The sequence below is a fragment of the Aeromonas lusitana genome, from assembly GCF_002812985.1.
GTDB lineage: Bacteria > Pseudomonadota > Gammaproteobacteria > Enterobacterales > Aeromonadaceae > Aeromonas > Aeromonas lusitana.
In genome coordinates this window covers 108695-131310 of record NZ_PGCP01000036.1, presented here as the reverse complement: position 1 = coordinate 131310, position 22616 = coordinate 108695, and the positions used below count along the sequence as shown (strand labels likewise).

The following is a 22616-nucleotide window of genomic DNA, read 5'->3' as shown; positions in this document are numbered from 1 at the left end:
GGACACCTCACCATGAAACTGCAAGGAAGACTCGTGCTGCTCACCGGCGCCAGCGGCGGGATAGGCGAAGCATTGGCCCAGGAGCTGGCGGCGCAAGGGGCCCACCTGCTGCTGCAGGGGCGCAAGGGCGCGGCCCTCGAGCGGCTGCGGCGGGAGCTCTCCTACCCAGAACGCCACCAGATAGCCATCGCCGATCTCTGCTCGGCGGCCGATCGCGCACGCCTGCTGCAACACCCGGCTCTCGACGAGGGGCTGGACGTCTTGATCAACAACGCCGCCACCACTCAGTTCGCCTGGCTGGAGGATCAGAGCGCGGAGCAGGTCGAGCGCCAACTGCGCCTCAACGTCGAGGCCCCGATCCAGCTCACCCGTGCCCTCTTGCCCAGGCTGCGCAAGCCCGCCGTCATCATGAATGTGGGGGCCAATCTGGGGGCCGTCGGCCATGCCGGTTACAGCGTCTACTGTGCCAGCAAATTTGCCCTGCACGGCTTTAGCGAGGCTTTGGGCCGCGAGCTGGCAGACTCCGGCATTCGGGTCATCCACTTCGCCCCGCGCACCACCCGCACCCAGCTCGATTCCGAGGCCGCCTACGCCATGAACGTGGCCCTCGGTACCCCCATCGACAGCCCGTTCGAGGTGGCTGAATACGCCGTCATCACCCTGTGCAACGAGACTCGCCGCCGCTGGCTCGGCTGGCCACAGGCCATGATGGTGCGCCTCAACGCCCTTTGCCCCTGGCTGGTTGACCGCTGGCTGGCTCGCCAGCGAACCGTCATCGAACGTTATGCCCGCCATGGATTGACAAAGGGTGCCGAGCACGGCGCCGAGTGATGGTATCCACCTGCCGCCCCCTATGATGTAAACTGAGGCCGCCGGCCTTGGTGGCGGCCATTTGGATGGATGGAGAAAAGCAAACATGCGGATCCTGCTGGTAGAGGACGACGTTATGCTGGGGGATGGCATGCAAGATGCCCTTCGCCGCAGTGGCTACACGGTAGACTGGTTGCAACTAGGCCTGCCGACGCTCGCCGCCCTCAAGAGCGACGAGTTCGCAGCCATGATCCTGGATCTCAACCTGCCGGATATAGATGGCATCAGTCTGCTGCGCAAGCTGCGCCGGGAGGGACATCAGCTGCCCGTGCTGATCCTCACCGCCCGCGATGCGCTGGACGATCGGGTGGTCGGGCTGGATGCGGGATCCGATGACTACATGGTCAAACCCTTCGCCCTGCAGGAGCTCAACGCCCGCCTGCGCGCCCTGGTGCGACGCAGCAAGGGGCAGGCCCAGGCCAGCCTGGTGTACGGCGACATTCTGATCCACCCGGACGCCCAGCAGGTCAGCTACCAGGGGGAACTCATCAAGCTCACCCCCCACGAATACAAGCTGCTGCTGGAGCTGGTGAGCCAATGTGGCCGGGTGCTGAGCAAGGAGCAGTTGCAACAGAGCCTCTACGGCTGGGATGAAGGGGCCGAGAGCAACGCGGTGGAGGTCCACATCCATCACCTGCGCAAGAAGTTCTACTCCGAGCTCATTCGCAACATCCGCGGGGTCGGTTACATAGTGCCCCAGCTGGATAACCCGGCGACCGTGGGAGTCCCCCGTTCATGAGCCGTGTTCGCTCCATACGTCGCTTCCTGCTCGCCGGCATTTTGGCCCTGGTCAGCGTCAGCCTGGCGGTCAGCGGCCTCATCGGTTATCTGGAGGCGAACCATGAGATGGAGGAGCTGTTCGATGCCCGCCTCGCCCAGTCGGCCCGCATCACCAACCAGCTGCTCAAGGGTTACATGGCGCAACACGAGCGCCTGCCCCAAGGGGGAGCCATCTATCAGGAGTGGGAGCAAAATGCCCCTGAGCAGTTCCAGAAGGACACCAGCCTCAACCTGCTGGGACGGGATCGTGAGTTCACCCCCTATGGCCATGAGTTCGAGCGAAACCTCTACTTTCAGCTGCTCGATGAGCAGGGCGCCATCCTGTTGCGCTCCCCGAGCGCGCCGCGCCAGCCGCTGACCACCCTGGAGCGCGGCTTCAACAGCGAGACAAAGGATCACCACGAGTGGCGCACCTTCACCCTCTACAACGAGGAGGAGCACACCTGGCTCATCGTCGCAGAGCGGGACGACGAGCGCGGTGAGCTGGCCAGCACCATGGCCACCCTCACCATGTTGCCGCTGTTCATCACCCTGCCCTTCCTGCTCGGACTGCTCTGGTGGCTGGTCTCGACGGGCCTCTCCCCCTTGCGCCAGGTGGCTCAGGCCATCAGTGAACGCCACCCCGCCAACTTGAAGCCCCTGACCTTGACCCTCAAGGCCGAGGAGCTGACCCCCATCGTCAACGAGATCAACCGCCTGATGCACACCCTGGCGGACACCATAGAGCGGGAGAAGCAGTTCACCAACGAGGCGGCTCACGAGCTGCGCACCCCGCTGGCGGTGCTGCGCATCCACAGCGAGAACCTGATGGCGGCCGAGGATGACGCCAGTCGCGAGCAGGCGCTGCACAAGATGCTGCTGGCCCTCGATCGCAGCGATCGCCTGATCCGCCAGCTGTTGACCCAGGCCCGCATCGACAACCAGCAGGCCCCCGAGCTTATCCGGCTGGATCTGAGCCAGTTGCTGCAAGGGACCCTGGCCACCCTGGCGCCGCTCGCCCTGAAGAAGGGGCAGCAGCTGTCACTGGAAGGGGATGAGCACTTGCAGGTGATGGGCCAGGCCATCTTGATGGATCTGATGTTTGGCAACCTCATCGACAACGCCCTGCGCTATACCCCCACCGGCGGCGAGATTGCAGTGGTGATCGCGGCAGAAGGCAACCGGGTCAGGGTGGATGTACGCGACAGCGGCCCCGGCATTCCCACCGCGGCGCTGTCGCGCCTGTGCGAGCGCTTCTATCGGGTCAATCCCCAGCAGGGGGACGGGGTCGGCCTCGGCATGGCCATAGTCCGGCGCATCGCCGAGCTGCACAGCGCGGATCTGGATGTCCACAACCAACCTCATGGCGGCTTGGAGGTCAGCATCTGGCTGCCTATTCCCCATCAGGCGGAAGCGCCGCCTGCCCACCCCTGAATGCAAAACGGCCCTTTAGGGGCCGTTTTTATAAACGAGATACGAATTGGCTGCCGGCAAGCCGCTAGTCGCAGCTGGGTTGTACCGTGAAGGTGCGCCCCGAATCCACCGGCCCCAGTTCGGCCAGGAGGCGGCGCCCCAACAGCACGGGATAGTTCATGTCGCTGCGATCCCGCAGGGTGAACCACTCCTTGTAGACCTTGTCACCGAGACAGATGGACATGGTCACAGTCGGTCTCTCCTCCATGCCGCCGGCACCGCGCACCGTCACCGTGCGCTCAACCGGCCGCTCCAGGGTCTGGCGCACTTCTTTGTCCGTGTTGGCATCGGTCAGTGCCAGGGTGAAGCGTACCCAGGGCTTGCCATCGCGCTTGAAGTGCTGCAAGGAGCGAGCATCCATGGAAGAGGTCAGGGCGCCGGTATCCAGCTTCATCTTCACCGCCACCCGCTTCGCCGAGGTGGCATCCGGCATGATCAATCCCTTCTCAATCCAGCCATAAACGGTCGGGGCGGCCCAGGCGCCCGGAGAGAGGCAGAGGCTGGTCAGTAGCAGCCAGCAGGCTTTATAGATTCTGGGCACAATATCTTCCTCATCGAGACGGGCCGACGCTGGCCCACCCTGCCAGAGTGGTCAGCCCGAAGGCGACTGTCAACTGGCAGAGTCCGCGTAAGAGGCCGAGAGCGGTCAACAGGCACGGTGTCAGCGTGCGGCACGACAGGGCTTGACGAGGAATTTGCTTGGCAGGAAACAAGGGATAAGCGTAGCGAGGTGGTGCTGGATGACCCCGCTTATCAAACGCGGGTTGTGACGCCAAAGGCTACCACAAGGATGCGTGAATTATCAGTCTTGTTATTGAGGGATTTTTCCCTAGACTGTTGTAAACCGGAGGCCTTGAAAACCTGCGGTTTTTTTGTGCCTGCCGACAATTTGCCACTGCAAAGTGCTGCATCAGACAAGGCTCAAAAAGGAATTATCAATGCGTATCGAAGAAGACTTGAAGCTGGGTTTCAAGGATGTCCTGTTCCGCCCCAAGCGCTCTACTCTCAAGAGCCGTTCCCAAGTCAGCCTGACCCGTCAATTCACCTTCAAGCACACCCAGACCCAATGGCAGGGTGTACCCGTCATCGCCGCCAACATGGACACGGTCGGCAGCTTCGCCATGGCCAGGACCCTGGCCGGCTTCGAGATGATGACGGCGGTGCACAAGCACTACAGCCTCGCGCAGTGGCAAACCTTCGTGAACGAAACCGACCCGGCCCTGCTCGGCCACGTAATGGTATCGACTGGTACCTCCGAAGAGGACTTCACCAAGACTCGCCAGATCCTGGCCATGTCCAGTGCCCTTCGCTTCATCTGCGTGGATGTGGCCAACGGCTACTCCCAGCACTTCGTCGAGTTCCTGCGCAAAATTCGCGAAGCCTGCCCGAACCATGTCATCCTGGCGGGCAACGTGGTCACCGGCGAGATGGTGGAGGAGCTGATCCTCTCCGGCGCCGACATCGTCAAGGTCGGTATAGGCCCGGGATCTGTCTGCACCACCCGGGTCAAGACCGGGGTCGGCTACCCCCAGCTCTCCGCCATCATAGAGTGCGCCGATGCGGCCCATGGCCTGGGCGGCCAGATCGTCGGTGACGGCGGCTGTACCTGCCCGGGTGATGTGGCGAAAGCCTTCGGCGGCGGCGCCGACTTCGTGATGCTGGGGGGCATGCTGGCGGCCCACGAGGAGTGCGGCGGCGAACTGGTGGAAGTCGATGGTTCCCCTTTCATGAAGTTCTACGGCATGAGCTCGTCCAGCGCCATGGACAAGCACTCAGGTGGCGTCGCCGACTACCGCGCCTCCGAGGGTAAAACCGTGTTGCTGCCCTATCGCGGCCCGGTGGAAAATACCGTTCGCGACATCCTCGGCGGCGTACGTTCCACCTGCACCTATGTGGGCGCGAGCCAGCTCAAGGAACTGACCAAGCGCACCACCTTTATCCGGGTACGCGAGCAGGAAAATAACGTCTACGGCAAGGAATAACGCCAGACGCGCCTCCAGACAGGGGGCCAATCATTAGAAGCCGAATCACCGGTGTGCTACCCTGCCCACCGGTTTTTTTTTATCTCTTTTTCATATAGGTGCCCACCCATGGCGACCCCTGCGCCTCTTTCTCTGCCCCCGTTTGACTGGGATATCTTCTGCTGCGTCGTGGACAACTTCGGCGACATAGGCGTCACCTGGCGGCTGGCCCGTCAGCTGGAGCGGGAGGGTTGCGGTAAAGTACGGCTCTGGGTGGACGATCTGGCGAGCTTCGCCCGCATCTGTTCGGGACTGGATCCCGCACTGGATGGTCAGTGGGTCGAGAGCATCTATGTTCAGCGCTGGCAGGGCGCCATTGCGCCCGATACGGTTCCAGCCCGGGTCGTCATAGAGGCGTTCGCCTGCGAACTGCCCGCCCCCTTCGTGCAAGCCATGGCCGAGCAGAGCCCGCCCCCTTGCTGGATCAATCTGGAATACCTCTCCGCCGAGGCCTGGGTTGAGGATTGCCACGGCCTCGCCTCGCCACAGCGGGTCGGCAATACCAGTCTCAACAAATACTTCTTCTTCCCTGGCTTCACTGGCAAAACCGGCGGCTTGCTGTGCGAGCAGGGGCTTATCGCGGCGCGGGAGCTGTGGCAGCAGGACGAGGCTGGCCTAAATGCCTACTGGGCCGGTCTGGGGTTGCCGCCCAAGGCGGATGACGAGCTGAGGATAAGCCTCTTTACCTATGAGAGCGCCGCCCTCCAGAGTCTGGTGGCGAGCTGGTGCCAAAGTGTCACCCCGGTCACCCTGCTGCTGCCCCTGGGTCGCTCGCTTCAGGATGTGCTCACCGGCGCCGGGCTGGAAGACGCCATAGCCACAGCTCAGGCAGGGAATCTGCTGCAAGCGGGTAATCTTTGCATCAAGCTGCTGCCGATGACGGATCAGGCCGGGTACGATCGGCTGCTGTGGAGCTGCGATCTCAATCTGGTGCGGGGCGAGGACTCCTTCGTGCGGGCCCAGTGGGCCGCCCGCCCCTTCCTCTGGCACATCTACCCCCAGGACGATGAGGCCCATATCGCCAAGCTGGACGACTTCCTCGATCATTATCTGGCGGCGTTGCCAGCCGATGCGGCACAGTGGCTGCGCGCCTTCAACCATGCCCTCAATCAGGGGGAGGATGTGCGCGAACTCTGGGCACAATGGCCGCAATACGCTACCTGTTGGCAACAACATGCGCGAGATTGGTCACAGAAGTTGCTTGCCGATGGGGATCTCGTCACTCGGCTGGTGAAATTTTTAGAAAGCCGTATATAATCTGGCAGTTTTTATCTGCCCGTATACGAACAGGAATTTTTTACATGAAAACCGCACAGGAAATCCGCGCTGGTAACGTCGTCATGATCGGTACCGAGCCGATGGTGGTCCAGAAAGCCGAATTCAACAAATCCGGCCGTAACTCCGCCGTGGTCAAGATGAAGCTGAAAGGCCTGCTGAACGGCAGCGCCACCGAGACCGTATTCAAGGCTGACGACAAGCTGGAAGTCGTTCAACTGGAGCGTAAAGAGTGCACCTACTCCTACTTCTCCGACCCCCTGTATGTCTTCATGGACACCGAGTACAACCAGTACGACGTCGAGAAAGACAACCTGGGTGACGCGCTGAACTACATGGTTGACGGCATGGAAGACATCTGCGAAGTGACTTTCTACAACGAGAAAGCCATCTCCGTCGAGCTGCCAACCACCATCGTCCGCGAAGTTGAGTACACCGAGCCGGCCGCCCGTGGCGACACCTCCGGTAAAGTGACCAAGCCTGCTCGCCTGAAAGGCACCACCTACGAGCTGGCCGTTGCCGCCTTCGTAGAGATCGGCGACAAGATCGAGATCGACACCCGCACCGGCGAGTTCAAGCGTCGCGTCAACTGATCCGACGGCTTCACGCCAGTGTTGAAAAAAGCGAGCTCCGGCTCGCTTTTTCTTTATGGATCCCCTGCCCGGCGGCCATTCAGCCCTGGTCAGTGACAGCGGGGCGCAGATTGAGGGAGAATTCGTTTGCTCCCTTTACATCTCGCGTCAATCGGGGCTACACCATGAAGTCAGACTTCTCCTTCATCACGGGCTCCCTATGACATCGCATCAAAAAATCCTGCTGCTGTTGCTCACCCTGCTGGCGCTGGCCGTCTCTGGTTGGCAACCCTATGACCGCGTGACCTGGCTGCTGGAAGTCATTCCCGTGCTGATCGTCATGCCGCTGCTGCTGCTGAGTCACCGCAGCTATCCCCTCACCAGCCTGCTCTACCTCGGCATCTTCCTGCACGCCCTGGTGCTGATACTGGGAGGGGCTTATACCTATGCCAGAGTGCCGTTTGGCTTTGACTTGCAGCACTGGTTCGAGCTCAGCCGCAACCCCTATGACAAGATTGGTCACTTCTTCCAGGGTTTCGTCCCCGCCCTCGCCTGCCGGGAAATACTGCTGCGCGGCCACCATGTGCAGGGCAAGCGCATGCTGACCTTCCTGGTGATCTGCGTGGTACTGGCCATCAGTGCCACCTATGAGCTGATCGAATGGGGCGCAGCATTGGCGATGGGCCAGGGGGCGGATGAGTTCCTCGGCACCCAGGGGGATCCCTGGGATACCCAGTCCGACATGTTCTGTGCCCTGATCGGTGCCATCAGCGCCCTGCTGCTGCTCTCCCCCCTGCATGATCGCCAGCTGGCCAGACTGGCGCGACCTTAAATCCTTGAGGGAAGGGGCTTGCCCCTTCCCTGCACAACGCGATTCAACGCGCTCACCCCTTCAGAAAAGCGATCTGCCGCCGCTAACCCAGTGAACCCGGGAGCGCATATGGCCAGATCATCCTTACCACTGCTGTTATTGAGTCTGCTGGCAAGCACCAGCCTGCCAGCCATGGAGATTAACGCCCCCGCCCCACCCGATCACTGGCAGGAGAGCGACTGGAAGGGGCTCCCGGACAGCACGCAAGTCGACAAGCAGCGGGTTCTGTTCGCCAAGCACGACAGCGACAGCTACCTGGGGCTGGCCATACTGTTGCCGGACTGGCAGCGCAGCGGCCAGCTGTGGCAACTGACCCGGGATCTCGGTCGGCTCGGGTTCGATACCCTGCTGCTGCTGCCCTCCCCCCAGCAGGCCGAGCTGGATCCCGCCGCCGAGAAGAAGCAAAAGACCATGGATGCGTTTCGCCAGCAATTTGCCGAACGGATCGTCAAGCTGAGCGACGCTAAGCTGCAGGAGGGGGGCTTCAAGCTGCTGCTGGCACAGGGCACCAGCGCGGCCTGGGCCGCCAACCTCATCGCCAGCGAGCAACTGCCCGCCCCCGACGCCCTGGTGCTGCTGGATGGCTTCTTCCCCAATCAGCTGAGCAACCAGACCCTGGCCAAGCAGGTGGCGCAGGCCAGCATACCGACGCTCGATCTCTATCAGGAGGAGGGGGGACGCTGGCCGCTGCTGGCGGCAGAGGCGCGCAAGAGCGAGAGCCGGCGCAGCCATAAACTCAATTACCGCCCCTACGCATTGATGGCGCTTGATGAAACCCCTGGCCGCATCCAGGGCTGGCTGACCCACCTCGGCTGGATCTGACCCAATCGCTGAGTATCAGAAGGATTGGGCCAAGCCAGAGTGCCCCCCCCAGGCCAGCGGACTGGTCATCCCGCCCCCATCTTTGGCATGATGGCCTCATCAATGGCAGGAGGCTTCATGCAGCAAATCGTGTTTCTCGACAGCGACACCCTGGACGCAGGCATCAATCTGGGTCGCCCCGATTTTCCCCATCACTGGCAAAGTTACCCCAATACCGCGCCGGAACTGGTGGTGGAGCGGCTCAAGTGCGCCAGCATCGCCATCATCAACAAGGTACGCATCGGCGAAGCCGAGCTGGCCCAATTGCCGGAGCTCAAACTGATCGCCCTGGCCGCCACCGGCAGCGACAACCTGGATCTGGAGGCGTGCCGCGCCGCCAATGTCGCCGTCTGCAACATCCGCAACTACTCGGGCCCCTCGGTCCCGGAACACGCCATGGCGCTGATGCTGGCCCTGTCGCGCAACCTGTTTGCCTGGCGCCAATCCCTACTGGAGGGGCGCTGGCAGCAGAGCGGCCAGTTCTGCTTCTTCGATCACCCCATCTCGGATCTGCACGGCAAACGGCTCGGCATCATAGGCAAGGGCACCCTGGGGCAGGCCCTGGGCCTGCGCGCCAGTGCCATCGGCATGGAAGTCTTTTATGCCCAGAGCCAGGTCGGCGCCGTGGGCGATGAGGACAGGCTGCCCCTGGAAGCCCTGCTGCAAAGCTCGGATGTCATCAGCCTGCACTGCCCGCTGACCCCCTACACCCGCCACCTCCTAGGCGAGCAGGAGCTGGCCATGATGAAACCGGGCGCCCTGCTCATCAACGTGGGCCGGGGCGGTCTGGTGGACGAGCAGGCCCTGCTGATGGCGCTCGCCAACGGCCGACTCGGCGGTGCCGGCTTCGATGTGGCGAGTCAGGAGCCACCGCCCCCGGATCACCCGCTGATGCGGGCGCTGCAATACCCAAACTTCATCCTGACCCCGCACGTGGCCTGGGCCAGCGAGGAGTCGATGCAGCGCCTCGCCGATCAGCTGATAGACAATATCAACGCCTTCGCACTGGGCCGGCGCCAGCATCGCCTGGTCTAGATAGCGGACACGAAAAAGGGGCCAATGGCCCCTTTTTCTATCAACTCGGGATGACCTCAGTCATCGTCGTGCCATCTGCGCTTCTTGTACTTCTTGTGATGCTTGTGATGGCCATTGTGATAGCCGTTGTCACCACGGTAGCGGTGACCACCCCGGTAGTCGTTCTTGCTCTCGTGGCCGTCGCCGGTTCTCGCGCCTATGGCCGAGCCACCGGCGCCGCCGATGCCGGCCCCAATCAGGCGGCCGGTGTCGCCGCCTACGCTCTTGCCGATGGCGGCCCCACCCAAAGCGCCGACGGCGCCGCCCAGTGCGGCCTCATTCTTGTTGCCCTTGTCGGCGGTCGCCGCGCCACCGGCGGCACCGCCGAGCGCAGCCCCCACCAGGGCGCCGGTATCACCACCCAGCTGTTTGCCGATCATGGTCCCTGCCACCCCGCCGGCGCCGCCGCCGAGTATGGTATTGAGGGTTTCCGAAGCCTGCGTTGTACCGCTGGCCAGCAGCAGCGCTCCCAACAGCGCCATCGCGCCCATGCCGTGTTTTTTCGCGTCCATGGAGTACTCCTGTCAAACCTGATTGATTATTTTCCTGCACTATACAAAGCGCCGAAAACTCCGCTACTGGGGTCGCGCACGATCAACTGGCGGGCAAACTGTCTCCCCTCGGCGACATCATCCGATTAAATAGGCTAACCATATGAAAATTAATTAAAAAAAAAGGTCACAGAGGAAATCATCCCCCCTGTGTCCCCTGTTTCATTGGACCCTGTCCATTTTCCCCTCACGGCGCTCAGACAGATACTGTCACGACCTCCCCTTCGGAGGGGGATTTTTGCACCGGTAACAGGTGCCAGCAGTCCCTCCCCTGGTGCTTGCTCTGGTACAAGCACTCGTCGGCGCGCTCGAACAGGCTCTCTCCGGCATCCGGATAATGGGCCCCGCCGGCACTCAGGGTGATGGACTCCTTGAACTCGCGCCACTTCAGCCCCCGCACCCGGGCGAGCAGATAGATCAGGCGCTGCTCAACCTCGCTCTGGCTCCAGGGCAGGATGGCGGCAAACTCATCCCCGCCGATGCGATAGACCCAGCCCTCCCCCAAGGTCCTCGCCAATATGGTCGCCACCCGGTACAGCACGGCGTCGCCGACCCCGTGGCCCCAGTTGTCATTGATGCGCTTGAAGCGATCCAGATCGATCAGCACCAGCCAATAAGGAGTCTGCGCCTGTTCGAGGGCACACCTGTGTTGATCGAAGGCGCGCCGATTCATGATGCCAGTGAGAGGATCGTGCAGCAGGGCATTCTGCCCCTGCCGCACGCTGGTTCTGACCTGATCTATCTCCCCCAGGCTGCCGCGCACAAACCAGGTGCGCGGCCTGCTCGGCGCCTCCTCCCTGTGTTGCATTATGCCCACCAGGGACCCTTGAACCAGCGCCTGCTCCTGGCGAAAGATCCGCACCAGAAACAGCAGGCTGCACAGCCAGAAGGCGAGCAGCGCCAGCAGGGGCAGCACCACCATCAGTAGGGTCTCCTGCAAACTGTCGTGAAACTGGGCCGGCGGCAGGTAGATGTTGAGATCCCAGCCCACATCGGCCAGCTCGAGTTTGAGGTGACGGCCGTGGCGGATCACGTTCAGCCCAAGGGTTCCCGGCTCGGCGTCCTCGTCTTGCACCTTGGGTATCAGGCCCAGATTGTGCCCCACAATGATCTGGCCGCTCTTGCGCACCGTGAGGTAGATGGCAGCCTGATCGTTCCCCATGGCCCGACTCAGCGCCTCCTGCACGCTGTCAAACGACAGGTCGACCATCAGCAGGCCCAGCAGCTTGCCATCTCCTTCGACCCGTTTGATCAGGGTCAGGCTCTGTTTGTCAGAGTTGAAGTCCTGATAGGGGCCAAACCAGATCAGCTCGTCGCTGTCACTGTTCATGGCCTGATACCAGGGTCTTTGTTGCGGCACATAGTCCATGGACAGGGCCCTGGCGGGATAGCTGCTTATCTCGTCAAAGCGGGCGTTGTAGAAGTAGAGGAAGTGGGCGTCGTGCTTGAACTGGTGGGCGATGGCCCAGATCGGATTGACGGCCGACTCGCCCCGGGCGATGGCCTGCCTGTCCAGCGACGCCTCCAGCACGGCGAGCTGGCGCTGGTTGTCCAGCACCATCTCCTGGATCAGGGTGGCATCGATGGAGGTGAGTATCTGCTCGTAACCCGCCACCGTCTTGTCGATGCTGCGCAGGTAGCTAGTGATGGCCAGCAACAGGGTGGAGATCAGCACCAGGGCGCCGAGGAGAAAGGAGAGCGGGGTCAGTATGTAGTAACGTTTTTTGATGATCTCGCCGGCCATGCCACCCTCTATAAAATATCACTCGGCCTCGATTCTATGGTGGGACATGCTATGAAAATATTGATTGAAATCATGAACGACCAAGGTTATTGATAAAAAAGACATCGTTTATACCGACCGACGATTTCCGGTTTTGTCATGTGAATATTCATAAAAAGTAGAAACAGTCATCACCCTGCGTTGACGGTTTATCGAACAGAAGGTGTTATAGTCCTAGGCTCGAGAAATCGGAGCCAGACGGCCTTGTCGGCCTGAATGGCGGTGATGGTTTATCAAACAAAGGAGATGTTATGAGCAGTCCATTTATCGAACAGATCAAGGTACGTCGTTCCATCTATGCCCTGGGTGACCAGGTTTCTCAGACCCCGGCACACCTGACCGCCCTCATCCAGGACGCCGTCAAGCACAGCCCTTCCGCCTTCAACTCCCAAAGCTCCCGCGCCGTCATCCTGTTTGGGGCCGAGCACCACAAGGTGTGGGACATCGTCAAGGCAGAGCTGAAAAAAATAGTCCCGCCCGAGGCCTATGCCCAGAGCGAAGGCAAGGTAGACGGCTGCTTCCGCGCCGGTTTCGGTACCGTGTTGTTCTTCGAAGACACCGACGTCATCAAGGGGCTGCAAGATCAGTTTGCCCTCTATGCCGACAACTTCCCCGTCTGGTCCGAACATTCGACCGGGATCGCCCAGTTCTCGGTCTGGACCGCACTGGCGCAGGAAGGGATCGGTGCCACCCTGCAACACTACAACCCGCTGATCGACGACGCCGTGCGCAAGCAGTGGGATCTGCCCGCCAGCTGGCGACTGCGTGCTCAGATGCCCTTTGGCAGCATCAAACAAGCGGCCGGTGACAAGACCTTCATCGGCGACGACGTTCGCTTCCGGGTCTTCGGCTAATCGTCCGCGCCCCCTCCTCGAGGGGGCAGTTTCTCTTCCCCTGTCTGTCCTGCCCATTTCGTTTCCGAGCGCCCATACTCAGTGGCAACCGCACCACAGCCACAGGGACGCCCCATGGAAGAGACCAGTCGACCGCGTATCTCATCCACCCTCTATCCCTTGTTTGCCTTGCTGTGCGTCACCACCCTGGTGCTCCTCTTCTCGCTCATCGGCATCTTCACCCGGCCCCCGAACCTGTTGGCGGCATTCTGGCCAGCCAATGCCGTGCTGCTCGGCGTCATGCTGCGTTACCCGCGCCTCTCCTCCCCGTCCGGCTGGCTGGGTGGCGTCATCGGTTATCTGCTCGCCTCCCTGTTCACCCAGGACGAGGCGTTCAAGACGGCGCTGCTGACCCTGGGCAACCTGGCCGGCGTCAGCGTGGGTTATCTGTTGTTCCGTCGTCTGGATCTGGAAGACAGGCGGCTTCGCCGCCCCATGTCCATCGTCTTTCTGCTGCTCATCGCCATGGCTGCCTCATTGGCGGCCGGCCTGGTCGGCGCCCTGATCAACCCCCTGCTGTTTCAGGGATCCATCCTCTATGGGCTCGGCTTCTGGTTTGCCAGCGAGCTGGTCAACTACATGGCCATACTGCCGGTGATCCTGACCCTGCCATCACCGGGGAGCCTGTCCCAGTGGCGCACCCTGCTGTTCCAAACCCCGGTCTCCTGGGCCAGTCTGCTGCCCCTGCTGAGCTTTCTCTTTTCCTTGCTGTTGTCCCTGCTGATCGCCGGGCCCGGCTCCATCGCCTTTCCGGTGCCAGCCCTGCTGTGGTGCGCCGTCAGCTACTCGGTCTTTGCCACCAGCCTGCTCTCCCTGTGCTTCAGCACCCTGACCCTGCTCGCCCTCTCCAACGGTTTTCTGGTCATCAGCCACGATGCCCAGACCCAGTACTGGATGTTCTCGGTGCGGATCGGCGTCATGCTGATCGCACTCACCCCGCTCACCGCCGCCAGCATCATGGCCGCCCGCAACAGCCTGCTGCGCCGGATGGAACACCTGGCCCATCACGATCACCTGACCGGCGCCCTCAATCGGGCCGGCTTCTGGCCCGCCGCCCAACTGATGCTGGACCGACTGGAGCAGCACAAACTGCCGGTCGCGGTCTGCATGCTGGATCTGGACAACTTCAAGCGCATCAATGACAACCATGGCCACGAGGCGGGGGACAGCATGCTGCGCGCCTTCACCGCCGCGGTGCGCCAGCACCTGCGTCAGGGGGATCTGTTCGGTCGAATGGGAGGGGAAGAATTTGCGGTGCTGCTGCCCAACACCGCCAGGCAGCAGGCGCTGGAGATTGTTGAACGACTGCGCGAAGCCGTGGCCCGACTGGGCGTGCAGGATGGGGTTGGCAACCCGGTCAGAGTCACGGTCAGCATAGGCATCGCCTGTCAGCGCCAGGGCCATGTCAACCTGGACAGGCTACTCTCCCAGGCCGACAAGGCGCTCTACCGCGCCAAGCACAATGGCCGCAACCGGGTGGAGCAACATCAGGAAGGGGAGCCGGATAACGCGAACCCCCCTCACCCGTACGAGCACTAGCCGTCTCGTCCGCCCACTCCCCCAGATCTGTGATGGCAGGCCCGCGGCCAATGTCAGACGGGCAGGCACTCGCGCTGCCCGGACAGGGTGAGCCGCAGATCCTGCGCCTCTGCTGTGATCCGGACCTGGCGCCAGTCATTGACCCAGCCGCTCGCCCTGGCATTGAGCAAGCGATCGCCCCCGATCTGCACCACCTGGCAACCGGCCTGCAGGGCGCTCGCAATGCCGGCCTTGGCATCCTCGAACACCAGGCAGTCGGCGGGGTCCAGGCCAAGCCGACTCGCCGCCAGCAGATAGGGCTCGGGATCCGGCTTGCCCCGCACCACGTCATCCCCGCCAACCATCAGCCCAGGCTGCGGCAGCCCGGCGTCGGCGAGCCGATCCCGAGCCACCCGCTTGCTGGCGGAGGTGACCAGGGCCCAGCGATCGGCGTGCAGGCCATAAAGCAGGGTGCCAGCTCCTTCAATGGGCTCGGCCACCCCGGTGTGCACCAACTCCAGCTCGTCCAGCCGCGCCATCTCCTGGGCTATGTCCAGCTGGGGTGCCAGCGCCTCAATCACCTCCTTGGCCCGCACCCCGTGGCACATGGCCAGCACGGGCTCTGGTGCCAGCCCATGGTGCTGGCACCAGAGTCGCCATACGGTTTCCACGCCTGCGGTCGACTTGACCAGGGTGCCGTCCATGTCCAGCAGCAGGGCCCTGGCCTGCAAGGTGATGGCGCTCATGTTGCCGCTCCCGCCAGCATGGGGTCGACACCGGACAGCGAGCTGGCGAGCGCCTGACGCTGAGCCCTTGCTTCATAACAAGCCATCGCCTGTTCTGTGTCGCTCGCCCACACCAGCAGGGGCGCCACCACGAACCCCTGTGACAACAGGCTGGTCAACAGCTCCCCCGTCTCGGCCGCCGCCAGCGGCTGGGCCATGATGAGGCTGCCCTTGATTAGAAACAGATAACGTTCGCTTTGCATGATGTGACTCCTCGTTCCCGGTTCAGGCCGACTCCCGACCCGCTGCAACACCATTAGAACAAGGCTGATAGATAATTTATAATCACTAAATCGCCACATTTGATAATCAAACGGAATGGATAACCACACGGAATGAAATTCGATCTGAGGCAACTGCACGCATTCGTGACCCTGGCGGAGACGGCCAACTACCGGGAGGCCGCCAACCGGCTGTTTGTCACCCAGCCGGCGCTCACCAAGCAGATCCAGGGGCTGGAGCTGGCCCTCGGCAGCACCTTGTTCAACCGGGGACGCCACGGCGCCGAGCTGACCGCCATCGGCGTGCAGCTGCTCAGCCAGGCTCGCGCCCTGGTCGATCATGGCAAGGAGTTCGAGCGCCATGCCCTAGCGCTGGCGAGCGGTCTCGCCGGGCGGCTCAAGATGGGGTTCGGGCTGTCGAGCTTCGTGCTGGCGCCCTCCCTGGTGGCCCGCTTCAAGCGGCAGGTCCCCGAGGTGATGGTGCACCTGCAGGACATGCCCTCCGCCATCCAGCACGAGATGCTGCTCTCCGGCCAGTTGCAGGTCGGCTTTATGCGAAGGCCAGAGGCGCCGCAACTGCACGAACACAGATTGCTGACCGACAGACTAGTGCTGGCGGTGCCGACCCAGCTTATCGGGCCAGACCCCGCCGCCTTCGACGTGGAGCAGGCACTGGTGCAGCAACCCCTGCTGCAGATGGTGGGCCATCGCTGCCCTGGGCTCACCCAGCAGATCGCCAACTTCCTCGGTGCCAACCGGCTGACCGGCGTCATCCAGGAGGCGGAGGATATCCAGACCCTGGTGGCCCTGGTGGCCGCCGGCATAGGCAACGCCATACTGCCCCGCAGCGTCAGCTTTATCGCAGGGCCAGATGTGACCCTTTATCCCCTCTTCGGCCCCTATTCGGAGTGGGAAATCAGCCTGGTGTGGAACTCGACCTTCGCCGATCCCATCCGGGATCAGTTCCTGGCGCTGGTCAAGGCCGCCCACCCGCAGGTCAGATCCGCTACCTGAGAGACGAGTCCAAGGGCCGAATACGGATAACAAGCCGTTCAAGGGGCAAGACTGCCCCCTCCCTGACCAACCTCACCAACCAGTGCACCACTGCTGCTCACAGGGGATGCCATCCCCCTCCCCGTCCATCTTCATGTTCGGGCAGTTGCGCAGGAACCAGGTCGCCTCCTCACAGGAGGTCATCTGGGCGCAATGCTGCCGGCCGTCGCACTGACGAGCGAAGGCCGGGGTCTGCGGCGCGCTGTAGGAGCTGCTGGCCTCATTCTGACTGAAAGAAGCGGCAGGCAAAGGCGAAGGTGTCTCGGCCGAGAAGCGGGAATAAATGGAAAAAATACCCGCCAGCACCAGCAGGGGAATAAGCTTGCCCTGCCAGCTGCCCTTGCGTCTATAGGTCGGCTGTGGGCGGGCTCTGGGCGCCGTGCTCTGCGACCTGGAGGGGGTCTTGGAGGGCGACGAGCGGCTGGATTCATTGTCCGTGGGCAAGGGGCGATCTGGCGCCGGACTGAAGCCATCCGCCAGCGACAGGGGCCGGTCTGGGAAGAACACCTGCACGGCGCAGGGCTTGTCATCCTTGTCGGTACCGAGCCGATAAGAGACGCGCTCCCCTGGCTCGGGCGGCCTGCCGTCGAAGGTCAGGGAAGAGACGTGCACGAACAGATCCGCGTCTCTCTGCTCTTGTTGTGAATATGACTGTGGCTGTGACTGCGGCTTGATAAAGCCAAAACCGCGCTGGGCGTTCCAGCTCGCGATTTTTCCTTGATAACGCATGGCCTCATCCTTGTGGTCAGCGATTTTTACCATCTTGCCCAAAACCACGCGGTTGCAACAGCGGTCCATGAGCAAAATGTGAGCAGCTCGATAGGTGGGTCAGCTCAGCTGGGCCACCTTGATGATCTCGGCGATGCGGCCGAGCAGGCGCAGGGAGCCGTGGTGCTCCATGGCATCGGCGGCGGCGCAGGCATCCTCGAGGATGGTGATGCGGTAATCCCTGTCATGCCCATCCCGGGTGGCAGCCTGGATGGCCCAGCTGGTGCTGACCCCGCACAGATAGAGGTGATCTATCTGGTTGGCCCGCAGCGCCGGCTCCAGCGCCGTGCCATAGAAGGGGCTGACCCTCGGCTTGGTCAGCACCAGCTCGTCCCCTTGCACGTCCAGCTCGGGGTGAAAATCGGTGCCGCTGCCGGCCAGGGAGAGGGCGCCGAACTGCTGGGCCCGGCCAAACATGGGGGAGTCTTTGGGCTGCAGCTTGTAACCGGCATCGAAACCCACCTTGATGAGGATCACCAGCCAGCCCTGGGCGCGGGCATGGGCCAGCGCCTGGTTCGCATGAGCGATGGCATCCTGCTCCACCACGTGGGCCGCCGAGGCGGCGATCCGACCGTCCGGGTGGGCGATGTCGTTGATAAAATCGATCACCAGCAGTGCCTTGTTCATGCCTTTGCTCCTGATTGCCTGACTCTGTGTCACCCTTGCACCGCCGACATCACCCAGAGGGCAGCCTTGGGGGCATATAAATCACTAAATACATCAGCATAACAGATTAATATTCCATAAATAAGTTCACTTGCAGTTCAAAACACTGCCTTTTACACCAACCCCAGGGCGTAACGCAGCGCCATCTCCTTGAGGGGGCCCGCCTTGTCCGCCAGGTTAAGGGCGAGATTGCGGGCGAGGCGCAGCGGTCCTATCTCGTTGCTGAACACCCCATAGAAGAGATCCATTCCCGACTGCATCAGCAGGTTGTCCGGCCGGCGCCTGCGCTCATAGCGTTCGGCCTGGGCTAGCAAGTGCCAGTCGTTACCCGCCTTGGCGAGCAGTTCCACCCAGCAGGCCACGTCCTTGAAGCCGAGGTTGACCCCCTGCCCCGCCAGCGGATTGATGGTATGGGCCGAGTCCCCGAGCAGCACCACCCGCCCGGCGTGATAGTCGTTGGCGTGGCGGCGCACCAGGGGGAAGCTGCCCTTGGCCGTCACGCTGAAGCCGCCGAGCCGGGCCGGGAAGTGGCGGCGCACCTCGGTGGCCAAGGACTCATTGCTCATGGCGGACAGGACGCGGATGCGGGCCGGGCTGTCATACCACACCAGGGAGCCGTGCTTGCCCGGCAGCGGCAAGAAGGCGCGCGGGCCGCTCGGGGTGAACTGCTGCCAGGTGATGTCTTCTTGCTCGAAGTCGGTGTCGATATTGATCAGCATGCAGTGCTGGCGGTACTCGAAGCGCGACACGCCGATACCGGCGAGGCGGCGGGTGTGGGACTCGGCGCCGTCACAGGCCAGCACCCAGCGCGCCTGCAGCTCGGTGCCGTCATCCAGCGTCAATACCGCGGCGTCCGCGCTCTGGCGCAGGCGCTGCACCGCCGCGGGAGTGTGGGTCTGGATGTTGGGGAAATCTTCCATCCTCTTGAGCAGGGCGAGCTGTACCAGCCGGTTCTCCATGATGTAGCCAAGCTGGGGCAGCCCCAGCTCGGCGGCGTCGAAACGGGTGGCGAACCCCTCCAGCTCCCAGGTCTCCAGCCGGCGATAGGGGCACAGCCGCATCTGCTGCAGATGCTGCCAGGCACCGGCGCGCTCCAGCAGGGCCACCGAGGCCTGGCTGATGGCGGAGACCCGCAGATCCAGCGGCTGCTCGGGGGCATAGGGCTCGGGCAGCTGGGTCTCTATGACCCGGATGGAGAGGCCCTGGCTCGCCAGCAGGCAGGCGGTGGCCGCCCCCACCATACCGGCGCCGACGATGGCGATATCACAGTGTTCCATAGCGTATGTCCTGAAAAAGGGGTCGCCCCGGACAAGAATAGAGGGGCCAAACCGAATGGGGCCATGATAGCGCAAGGAAGGGGGAGAAACAGTGAGAGAGACGGCGAATTGCCGCGCCGGCCCAATGGCAAACCCTGTGCTGACACGGGCAGGGCGGCCCGATATCTGCTAGTCAGTGCTTGGATTGCGGAGTAAAATGCCCGGTCCTTTGGACCCTGTCGATTACAAAAAACAGTCAAGAGTAGCGATGAGCAAGAAACTTCATATCAAGACCTGGGGCTGCCAGATGAACGAGTACGACTCGTCCAAGATGGCGGACCTGTTGGACGCCAGCCATGGTTATCAGCTGACCGACGAGCCCGCAGAGGCCGACGTTTTGCTGCTCAACACCTGTTCCATCCGTGAGAAGGCCCAGGAGAAGGTGTTCCACCAGCTCGGTCGCTGGAAGAAGCTCAAGCTGAAAAAACCCGGCCTGATGATAGGCGTGGGGGGCTGTGTCGCCTCCCAGGAAGGGGAAGCCCTGCGCAGCCGCGCCCCCTATGTGGACATCGTGTTCGGCCCGCAGACCCTCCATCGCCTGCCCGCCATGATCAAGCAGGTGCAGGAAGGCCGGGGTGCCCAGGTGGACATCGCCTTCCCCGAGATCGAGAAGTTCGACAACCTGCCAGAGCCGCGCGCCGAGGGGGTCACCGCCTTCGTCTCCATCATGGAAGGCTGCTCTAAATACTGCTCCTTCTGCGTGGTGCCCTACACCCGCGGCGAAGAGGTGAGCCGACCGCTCGATGACGTGCTCTATGAGATCGCCCAGCTCGCCCAGCAAGGGGTGCGCGAGGTGAACCTGCTCGGCCAGAACGTCAACGCCTACCGTGGCCCGACCTTCGATGACAATCACTGCACCTTCGCCGAGCTGCTCAGGCTGGTGGCCGCCATCGACGGCATCGACCGCATCCGCTACACCACCAGCCACCCCATCGAGTTCACCGACGACATCATAGAGGTCTATCGGGACACCCCCGAGGTGGTCAGCTTCCTGCACCTGCCGGTACAAAGCGGCTCGGATCGCATCCTGACCATGATGAAGCGCCCGCACACGGTGCTGGAGTACAAGTCCAAGATCCGCCGTCTGCGCGCCGTACGCCCCGACATCACCATGAGCTCGGACTTCATCGTCGGCTTCCCGAACGAGACGGACGAGGACTTCGAGGCCACCATGAAGCTCATTGAAGAGATCAACTACGACATGAGCTTCAGCTTCATCTACAGCCCGCGCCCCGGCACCCCGGCGGCAGACCTGCCGGATGATGTCGACATGGAGGTGAAGAAGGCCCGCCTCACCCGGCTGCAGAACCAGATCAATCACCAGTCCATGCTCATCGGCCGCGCCATGCTGGGCTCGGTGCAGCGTATCCTGGTGGAGGGGCCCTCCAAGATGGATCCCATGCAGCTCAGTGGCCGCACCGAGAACAACCGTGTGGTCAACTTCGAGGGTCCCCATACTCTGATTGGTGGCTTCGCCGACGTGGAGATCACCGACGTGCGCCCCTACTCCCTGCGCGGTCGCTTCATTCGCGGGGAAGATGAGATGAACCTGCGCATCGCCACGGCGCCCCAGGAGATCCTGGCCCGCCGCCCGGACAATGTGCCGGATGAATTGGGCGTTGCCGCCTTCAGGCCCCATTAATTTCCTCCACCCGGCCAAGCCGGGTGGACATAGCTGAGACGAGGACACCTTGAGCCGACACATCTCGACCCTGAACCTGCACCTGGAGCCCGCCGACAACCGGCGCCTCGCCAGCCTGTGCGGTCCGTTCGATGACAACATCAAGCAGCTGGAACGCCGCCTCGGCGTCGAGATCAGCTACCGTGACAACCACTTCCAGCTGCTCGGCAAGCAGGCGCAGATCGACGCCGCCGCCGTCATCCTCAAACACCTCTATGTGGAAACCCAGCCCATCAAGGGTGGCAAGGTGACCGATATCACCCCCGACATGGTGCACCTGACGGTGCAAGAGTCCCGGGTGCTGGAGCAGGACGAGGAAGAGGCCTCATCCCTGCCCTATGGCAAGGAGGTGACGGTCAAGACCAAGCGCGGCCTCATCAAGCCCCGCAGCCCGAATCAGGCCCAGTACATCGCCAATATCGTGCGCCACGACATCAGCTTCGGCATAGGCCCGGCCGGTACCGGCAAGACCTATCTGGCGGTGGCCGCCGCGGTGGACGCCTTGGAACGCCAGGAGATCCGCCGCATCCTGCTGACCCGGCCGGCGGTGGAAGCGGGTGAGAAGCTCGGCTTCCTGCCCGGCGATCTCTCCCAGAAGGTGGACCCTTACCTGCGCCCCCTCTATGACGCCCTGTTCGAGATGCTGGGTTTCGAGCGGGTCGAGAAGCTGATGGAGCGCAACATCATCGAAGTGGCGCCGCTCGCCTATATGCGCGGTCGCACCCTGAATGACGCCTTCATCATCCTGGACGAGGCCCAGAACACCACCACGGAACAGATGAAGATGTTCCTGACCCGCATCGGCTTCAACTCCAAGGCGGTGGTGACCGGCGACATCACCCAGGTGGATCTGCCACGCAGCACCAAATCCGGTCTGCGCCACGCCCTGGAAGTGCTGCAAGGGGTCGATGGCCTGTCGTTCAACTTCTTCGAGTCCAAGGACGTGGTGCGCCACCCAGTGGTGGCCCGCATCGTCCAGGCCTATGAGGCATTCGATGCCAAGCAGGCCGAGGCCACGGCGGCCAAACCCAATCGAGTCAATTCGACCGAAGCCAATTCCACACAAGAGAGTGCTAAATGAGCGTGATCCTGGATCTGCAACTGGCCTGCGCCAGCCCGGAAGGCCTGCCCACCGAGGCCCAGCTGCAAGGCTGGCTCGACGGCACCATCCTGGGTTTCCAGGAGGAGGCCGAGGTGACGGTACGGCTGGTGGACGAGGCGGAAAGCCGCGAGCTCAACCACACCTATCGTGACAAGGACAAGCCTACCAACGTGCTCTCTTTCCCGTTCGAAGCCCCTCCCGGCATGGAGCTGCCCCTGCTCGGGGATCTGGTGATCTGTCGCCAGGTGGTGGAAGCCGAAGCTGTCGAGCAGAACAAACCCCTGGAGGCCCACTGGGCTCACATGGTTGTGCACGGCAGTCTGCATCTGCTAGGTTATGACCATATCGAGGACGAAGAAGCCGAGGAGATGGAGGCGCTCGAGCGCGACATCATGCAGGAGCTCGGCTTTGCGGATCCTTATCTCGACGACGAAGTCGACGCATAAAGGCAGCCTGGATGGTCACCCGATTGAAACAGAAGGTGGCCATCCTTATATAACCAA

The 22616-nt window shown here is 62.5% G+C and carries 23 protein-coding genes; 15 read left to right on the top strand and 8 right to left on the bottom strand.

The features are described from left to right. Positions 1 to 12 precede the first annotated feature (12 nt). From CUC44_RS18205 to CUC44_RS18195, 3 genes are all read left to right on the top strand, one after another. Positions 13 to 831: an SDR family oxidoreductase gene (locus tag CUC44_RS18205; protein WP_100861277.1), complete on the top strand. Its 819-nt coding sequence runs from the start codon at positions 13 to 15 to the stop codon at positions 829 to 831. Positions 832 to 916: 85 nt separating this feature from the next. Next, positions 917 to 1609, top strand: coding sequence for a response regulator (locus CUC44_RS18200; protein WP_100861276.1), 693 nt, complete (start codon positions 917 to 919; stop codon positions 1607 to 1609). Beyond that, positions 1606 to 3063 carry an ATP-binding protein gene (locus CUC44_RS18195; RefSeq protein WP_100861275.1) on the top strand — a complete coding sequence of 486 codons (1458 nt, stop codon included), beginning with the start codon at positions 1606 to 1608 and terminating at the stop codon, positions 3061 to 3063. The genes CUC44_RS18200 and CUC44_RS18195 overlap by 4 nt, the downstream gene beginning before the upstream one ends. Positions 3064 to 3127: 64 nt before the next feature. Here the strand turns inward: CUC44_RS18195 and rloA3 are convergent, their stop codons facing one another. Continuing rightward, the gene (gene rloA3, locus CUC44_RS18190; protein ID WP_167388950.1) at positions 3128 to 3634 is read right to left on the bottom strand and encodes a retropepsin-like aspartic peptidase RloA3; all 507 of its coding nucleotides are present in this window, start codon (positions 3632 to 3634) and stop codon (positions 3128 to 3130) included. A gap of 406 nt (positions 3635 to 4040) precedes the next feature. On the opposite strand from rloA3, the gene CUC44_RS18185 reads away from it, so the two are divergent. The 6 genes from CUC44_RS18185 to CUC44_RS18160 all read left to right on the top strand — a co-directional run bounded on the left by CUC44_RS18185 (position 4041) and on the right by CUC44_RS18160 (position 9737). Beyond that, positions 4041 to 5084: a GMP reductase gene (locus CUC44_RS18185; protein WP_100861273.1), complete on the top strand. Its 1044-nt coding sequence runs from the start codon at positions 4041 to 4043 to the stop codon at positions 5082 to 5084. A gap of 108 nt (positions 5085 to 5192) precedes the next feature. Beyond that, positions 5193 to 6380: an elongation factor P maturation arginine rhamnosyltransferase EarP gene (gene earP / locus CUC44_RS18180; protein ID WP_100861272.1), complete on the top strand. Its 1188-nt coding sequence runs from the start codon at positions 5193 to 5195 to the stop codon at positions 6378 to 6380. A 44-nt stretch (positions 6381 to 6424) separates the two neighbouring features. Continuing rightward, positions 6425 to 6991, top strand: a complete 567-nt coding sequence (gene efp, locus CUC44_RS18175) for an elongation factor P (RefSeq protein WP_011707002.1) — start codon at positions 6425 to 6427, stop codon at positions 6989 to 6991. A gap of 199 nt (positions 6992 to 7190) precedes the next feature. Beyond that, positions 7191 to 7802: a DUF2238 domain-containing protein gene (locus CUC44_RS18170; RefSeq protein ID WP_100861271.1), complete on the top strand. Its 612-nt coding sequence runs from the start codon at positions 7191 to 7193 to the stop codon at positions 7800 to 7802. Between the two features lie 108 nt (positions 7803 to 7910). Then, entirely contained in the window at positions 7911 to 8663 is a 753-nt protein-coding gene (locus tag CUC44_RS18165; protein WP_100861270.1) for a DUF3530 family protein, read from the top strand. A gap of 117 nt (positions 8664 to 8780) precedes the next feature. Continuing rightward, positions 8781 to 9737, top strand: a complete 957-nt coding sequence (locus CUC44_RS18160) for a D-2-hydroxyacid dehydrogenase (RefSeq protein ID WP_100861269.1) — start codon at positions 8781 to 8783, stop codon at positions 9735 to 9737. Between the two features lie 56 nt (positions 9738 to 9793). Here the strand turns inward: CUC44_RS18160 and CUC44_RS18155 are convergent, their stop codons facing one another. Beyond that, a complete protein-coding gene (locus CUC44_RS18155) occupies positions 9794 to 10288 on the bottom strand; it encodes a glycine zipper domain-containing protein (RefSeq protein WP_100861268.1) in 495 nt (164 codons plus the stop codon). Between the two features lie 235 nt (positions 10289 to 10523). Further along, positions 10524 to 12071, bottom strand: coding sequence for a sensor domain-containing diguanylate cyclase (locus CUC44_RS18150; RefSeq protein WP_100861267.1), 1548 nt, complete (start codon positions 12069 to 12071; stop codon positions 10524 to 10526). A gap of 290 nt (positions 12072 to 12361) precedes the next feature. Here CUC44_RS18150 and CUC44_RS18145 point away from each other — a divergent pair, with 290 nt between their 5' ends. Beyond that, entirely contained in the window at positions 12362 to 12964 is a 603-nt protein-coding gene (locus tag CUC44_RS18145) for a nitroreductase family protein (protein ID WP_100861266.1), read from the top strand. Between the two features lie 114 nt (positions 12965 to 13078). Further along, positions 13079 to 14542 (top strand): GGDEF domain-containing protein, encoded by a 1464-nt coding sequence (locus CUC44_RS18140; RefSeq protein WP_100861265.1) that lies wholly within the window; start codon positions 13079 to 13081, stop codon positions 14540 to 14542. Positions 14543 to 14595: 53 nt separating this feature from the next. Here the strand turns inward: CUC44_RS18140 and CUC44_RS18135 are convergent, their stop codons facing one another. Both CUC44_RS18135 and CUC44_RS18130 read right to left on the bottom strand, forming a co-directional pair. After that, positions 14596 to 15267: an HAD-IA family hydrolase gene (locus tag CUC44_RS18135; RefSeq protein WP_100861264.1), complete on the bottom strand. Its 672-nt coding sequence runs from the start codon at positions 15265 to 15267 to the stop codon at positions 14596 to 14598. After that, positions 15264 to 15509: a hypothetical protein gene (locus CUC44_RS18130; protein WP_100861263.1), complete on the bottom strand. Its 246-nt coding sequence runs from the start codon at positions 15507 to 15509 to the stop codon at positions 15264 to 15266. The genes CUC44_RS18135 and CUC44_RS18130 overlap by 4 nt, the downstream gene beginning before the upstream one ends. A 132-nt stretch (positions 15510 to 15641) precedes the next feature. Here CUC44_RS18130 and CUC44_RS18125 point away from each other — a divergent pair, with 132 nt between their 5' ends. After that, complete coding sequence (locus CUC44_RS18125; protein WP_100861262.1) at positions 15642 to 16541, top strand: LysR family transcriptional regulator; 900 nt, start codon at positions 15642 to 15644, stop codon at positions 16539 to 16541. Between the two features lie 72 nt (positions 16542 to 16613). Here CUC44_RS18125 and CUC44_RS18120 read toward each other — a convergent pair whose 3' ends face one another. The 3 genes from CUC44_RS18120 to CUC44_RS18110 all read right to left on the bottom strand — a co-directional run bounded on the left by CUC44_RS18120 (position 16614) and on the right by CUC44_RS18110 (position 19291). Continuing rightward, positions 16614 to 17309 (bottom strand): cold shock domain-containing protein, encoded by a 696-nt coding sequence (locus CUC44_RS18120; protein WP_100861261.1) that lies wholly within the window; start codon positions 17307 to 17309, stop codon positions 16614 to 16616. 99 nt (positions 17310 to 17408) lie between these two features. Next, complete coding sequence (locus tag CUC44_RS18115) at positions 17409 to 17975, bottom strand: cysteine hydrolase family protein (protein ID WP_100861260.1); 567 nt, start codon at positions 17973 to 17975, stop codon at positions 17409 to 17411. A 152-nt stretch (positions 17976 to 18127) separates the two neighbouring features. After that, the gene (locus CUC44_RS18110; protein WP_100861259.1) at positions 18128 to 19291 is read right to left on the bottom strand and encodes an FAD-dependent monooxygenase; all 1164 of its coding nucleotides are present in this window, start codon (positions 19289 to 19291) and stop codon (positions 18128 to 18130) included. A 247-nt stretch (positions 19292 to 19538) separates the two neighbouring features. Here CUC44_RS18110 and miaB point away from each other — a divergent pair, with 247 nt between their 5' ends. Genes miaB through ybeY form a run of 3 tightly spaced genes read left to right on the top strand, consistent with a single transcriptional unit; the run spans position 19539 to position 22559 of the window. Continuing rightward, a complete protein-coding gene (gene miaB, locus CUC44_RS18105) occupies positions 19539 to 20972 on the top strand; it encodes a tRNA (N6-isopentenyl adenosine(37)-C2)-methylthiotransferase MiaB (RefSeq protein WP_100861258.1) in 1434 nt (477 codons plus the stop codon). Positions 20973 to 21021: 49 nt separating this feature from the next. Further along, complete coding sequence (locus CUC44_RS18100; RefSeq protein ID WP_100861257.1) at positions 21022 to 22092, top strand: PhoH family protein; 1071 nt, start codon at positions 21022 to 21024, stop codon at positions 22090 to 22092. Continuing rightward, entirely contained in the window at positions 22089 to 22559 is a 471-nt protein-coding gene (gene ybeY, locus CUC44_RS18095; protein WP_100861256.1) for an rRNA maturation RNase YbeY, read from the top strand. The genes CUC44_RS18100 and ybeY overlap by 4 nt, the downstream gene beginning before the upstream one ends. Positions 22560 to 22616 lie beyond the last annotated feature (57 nt).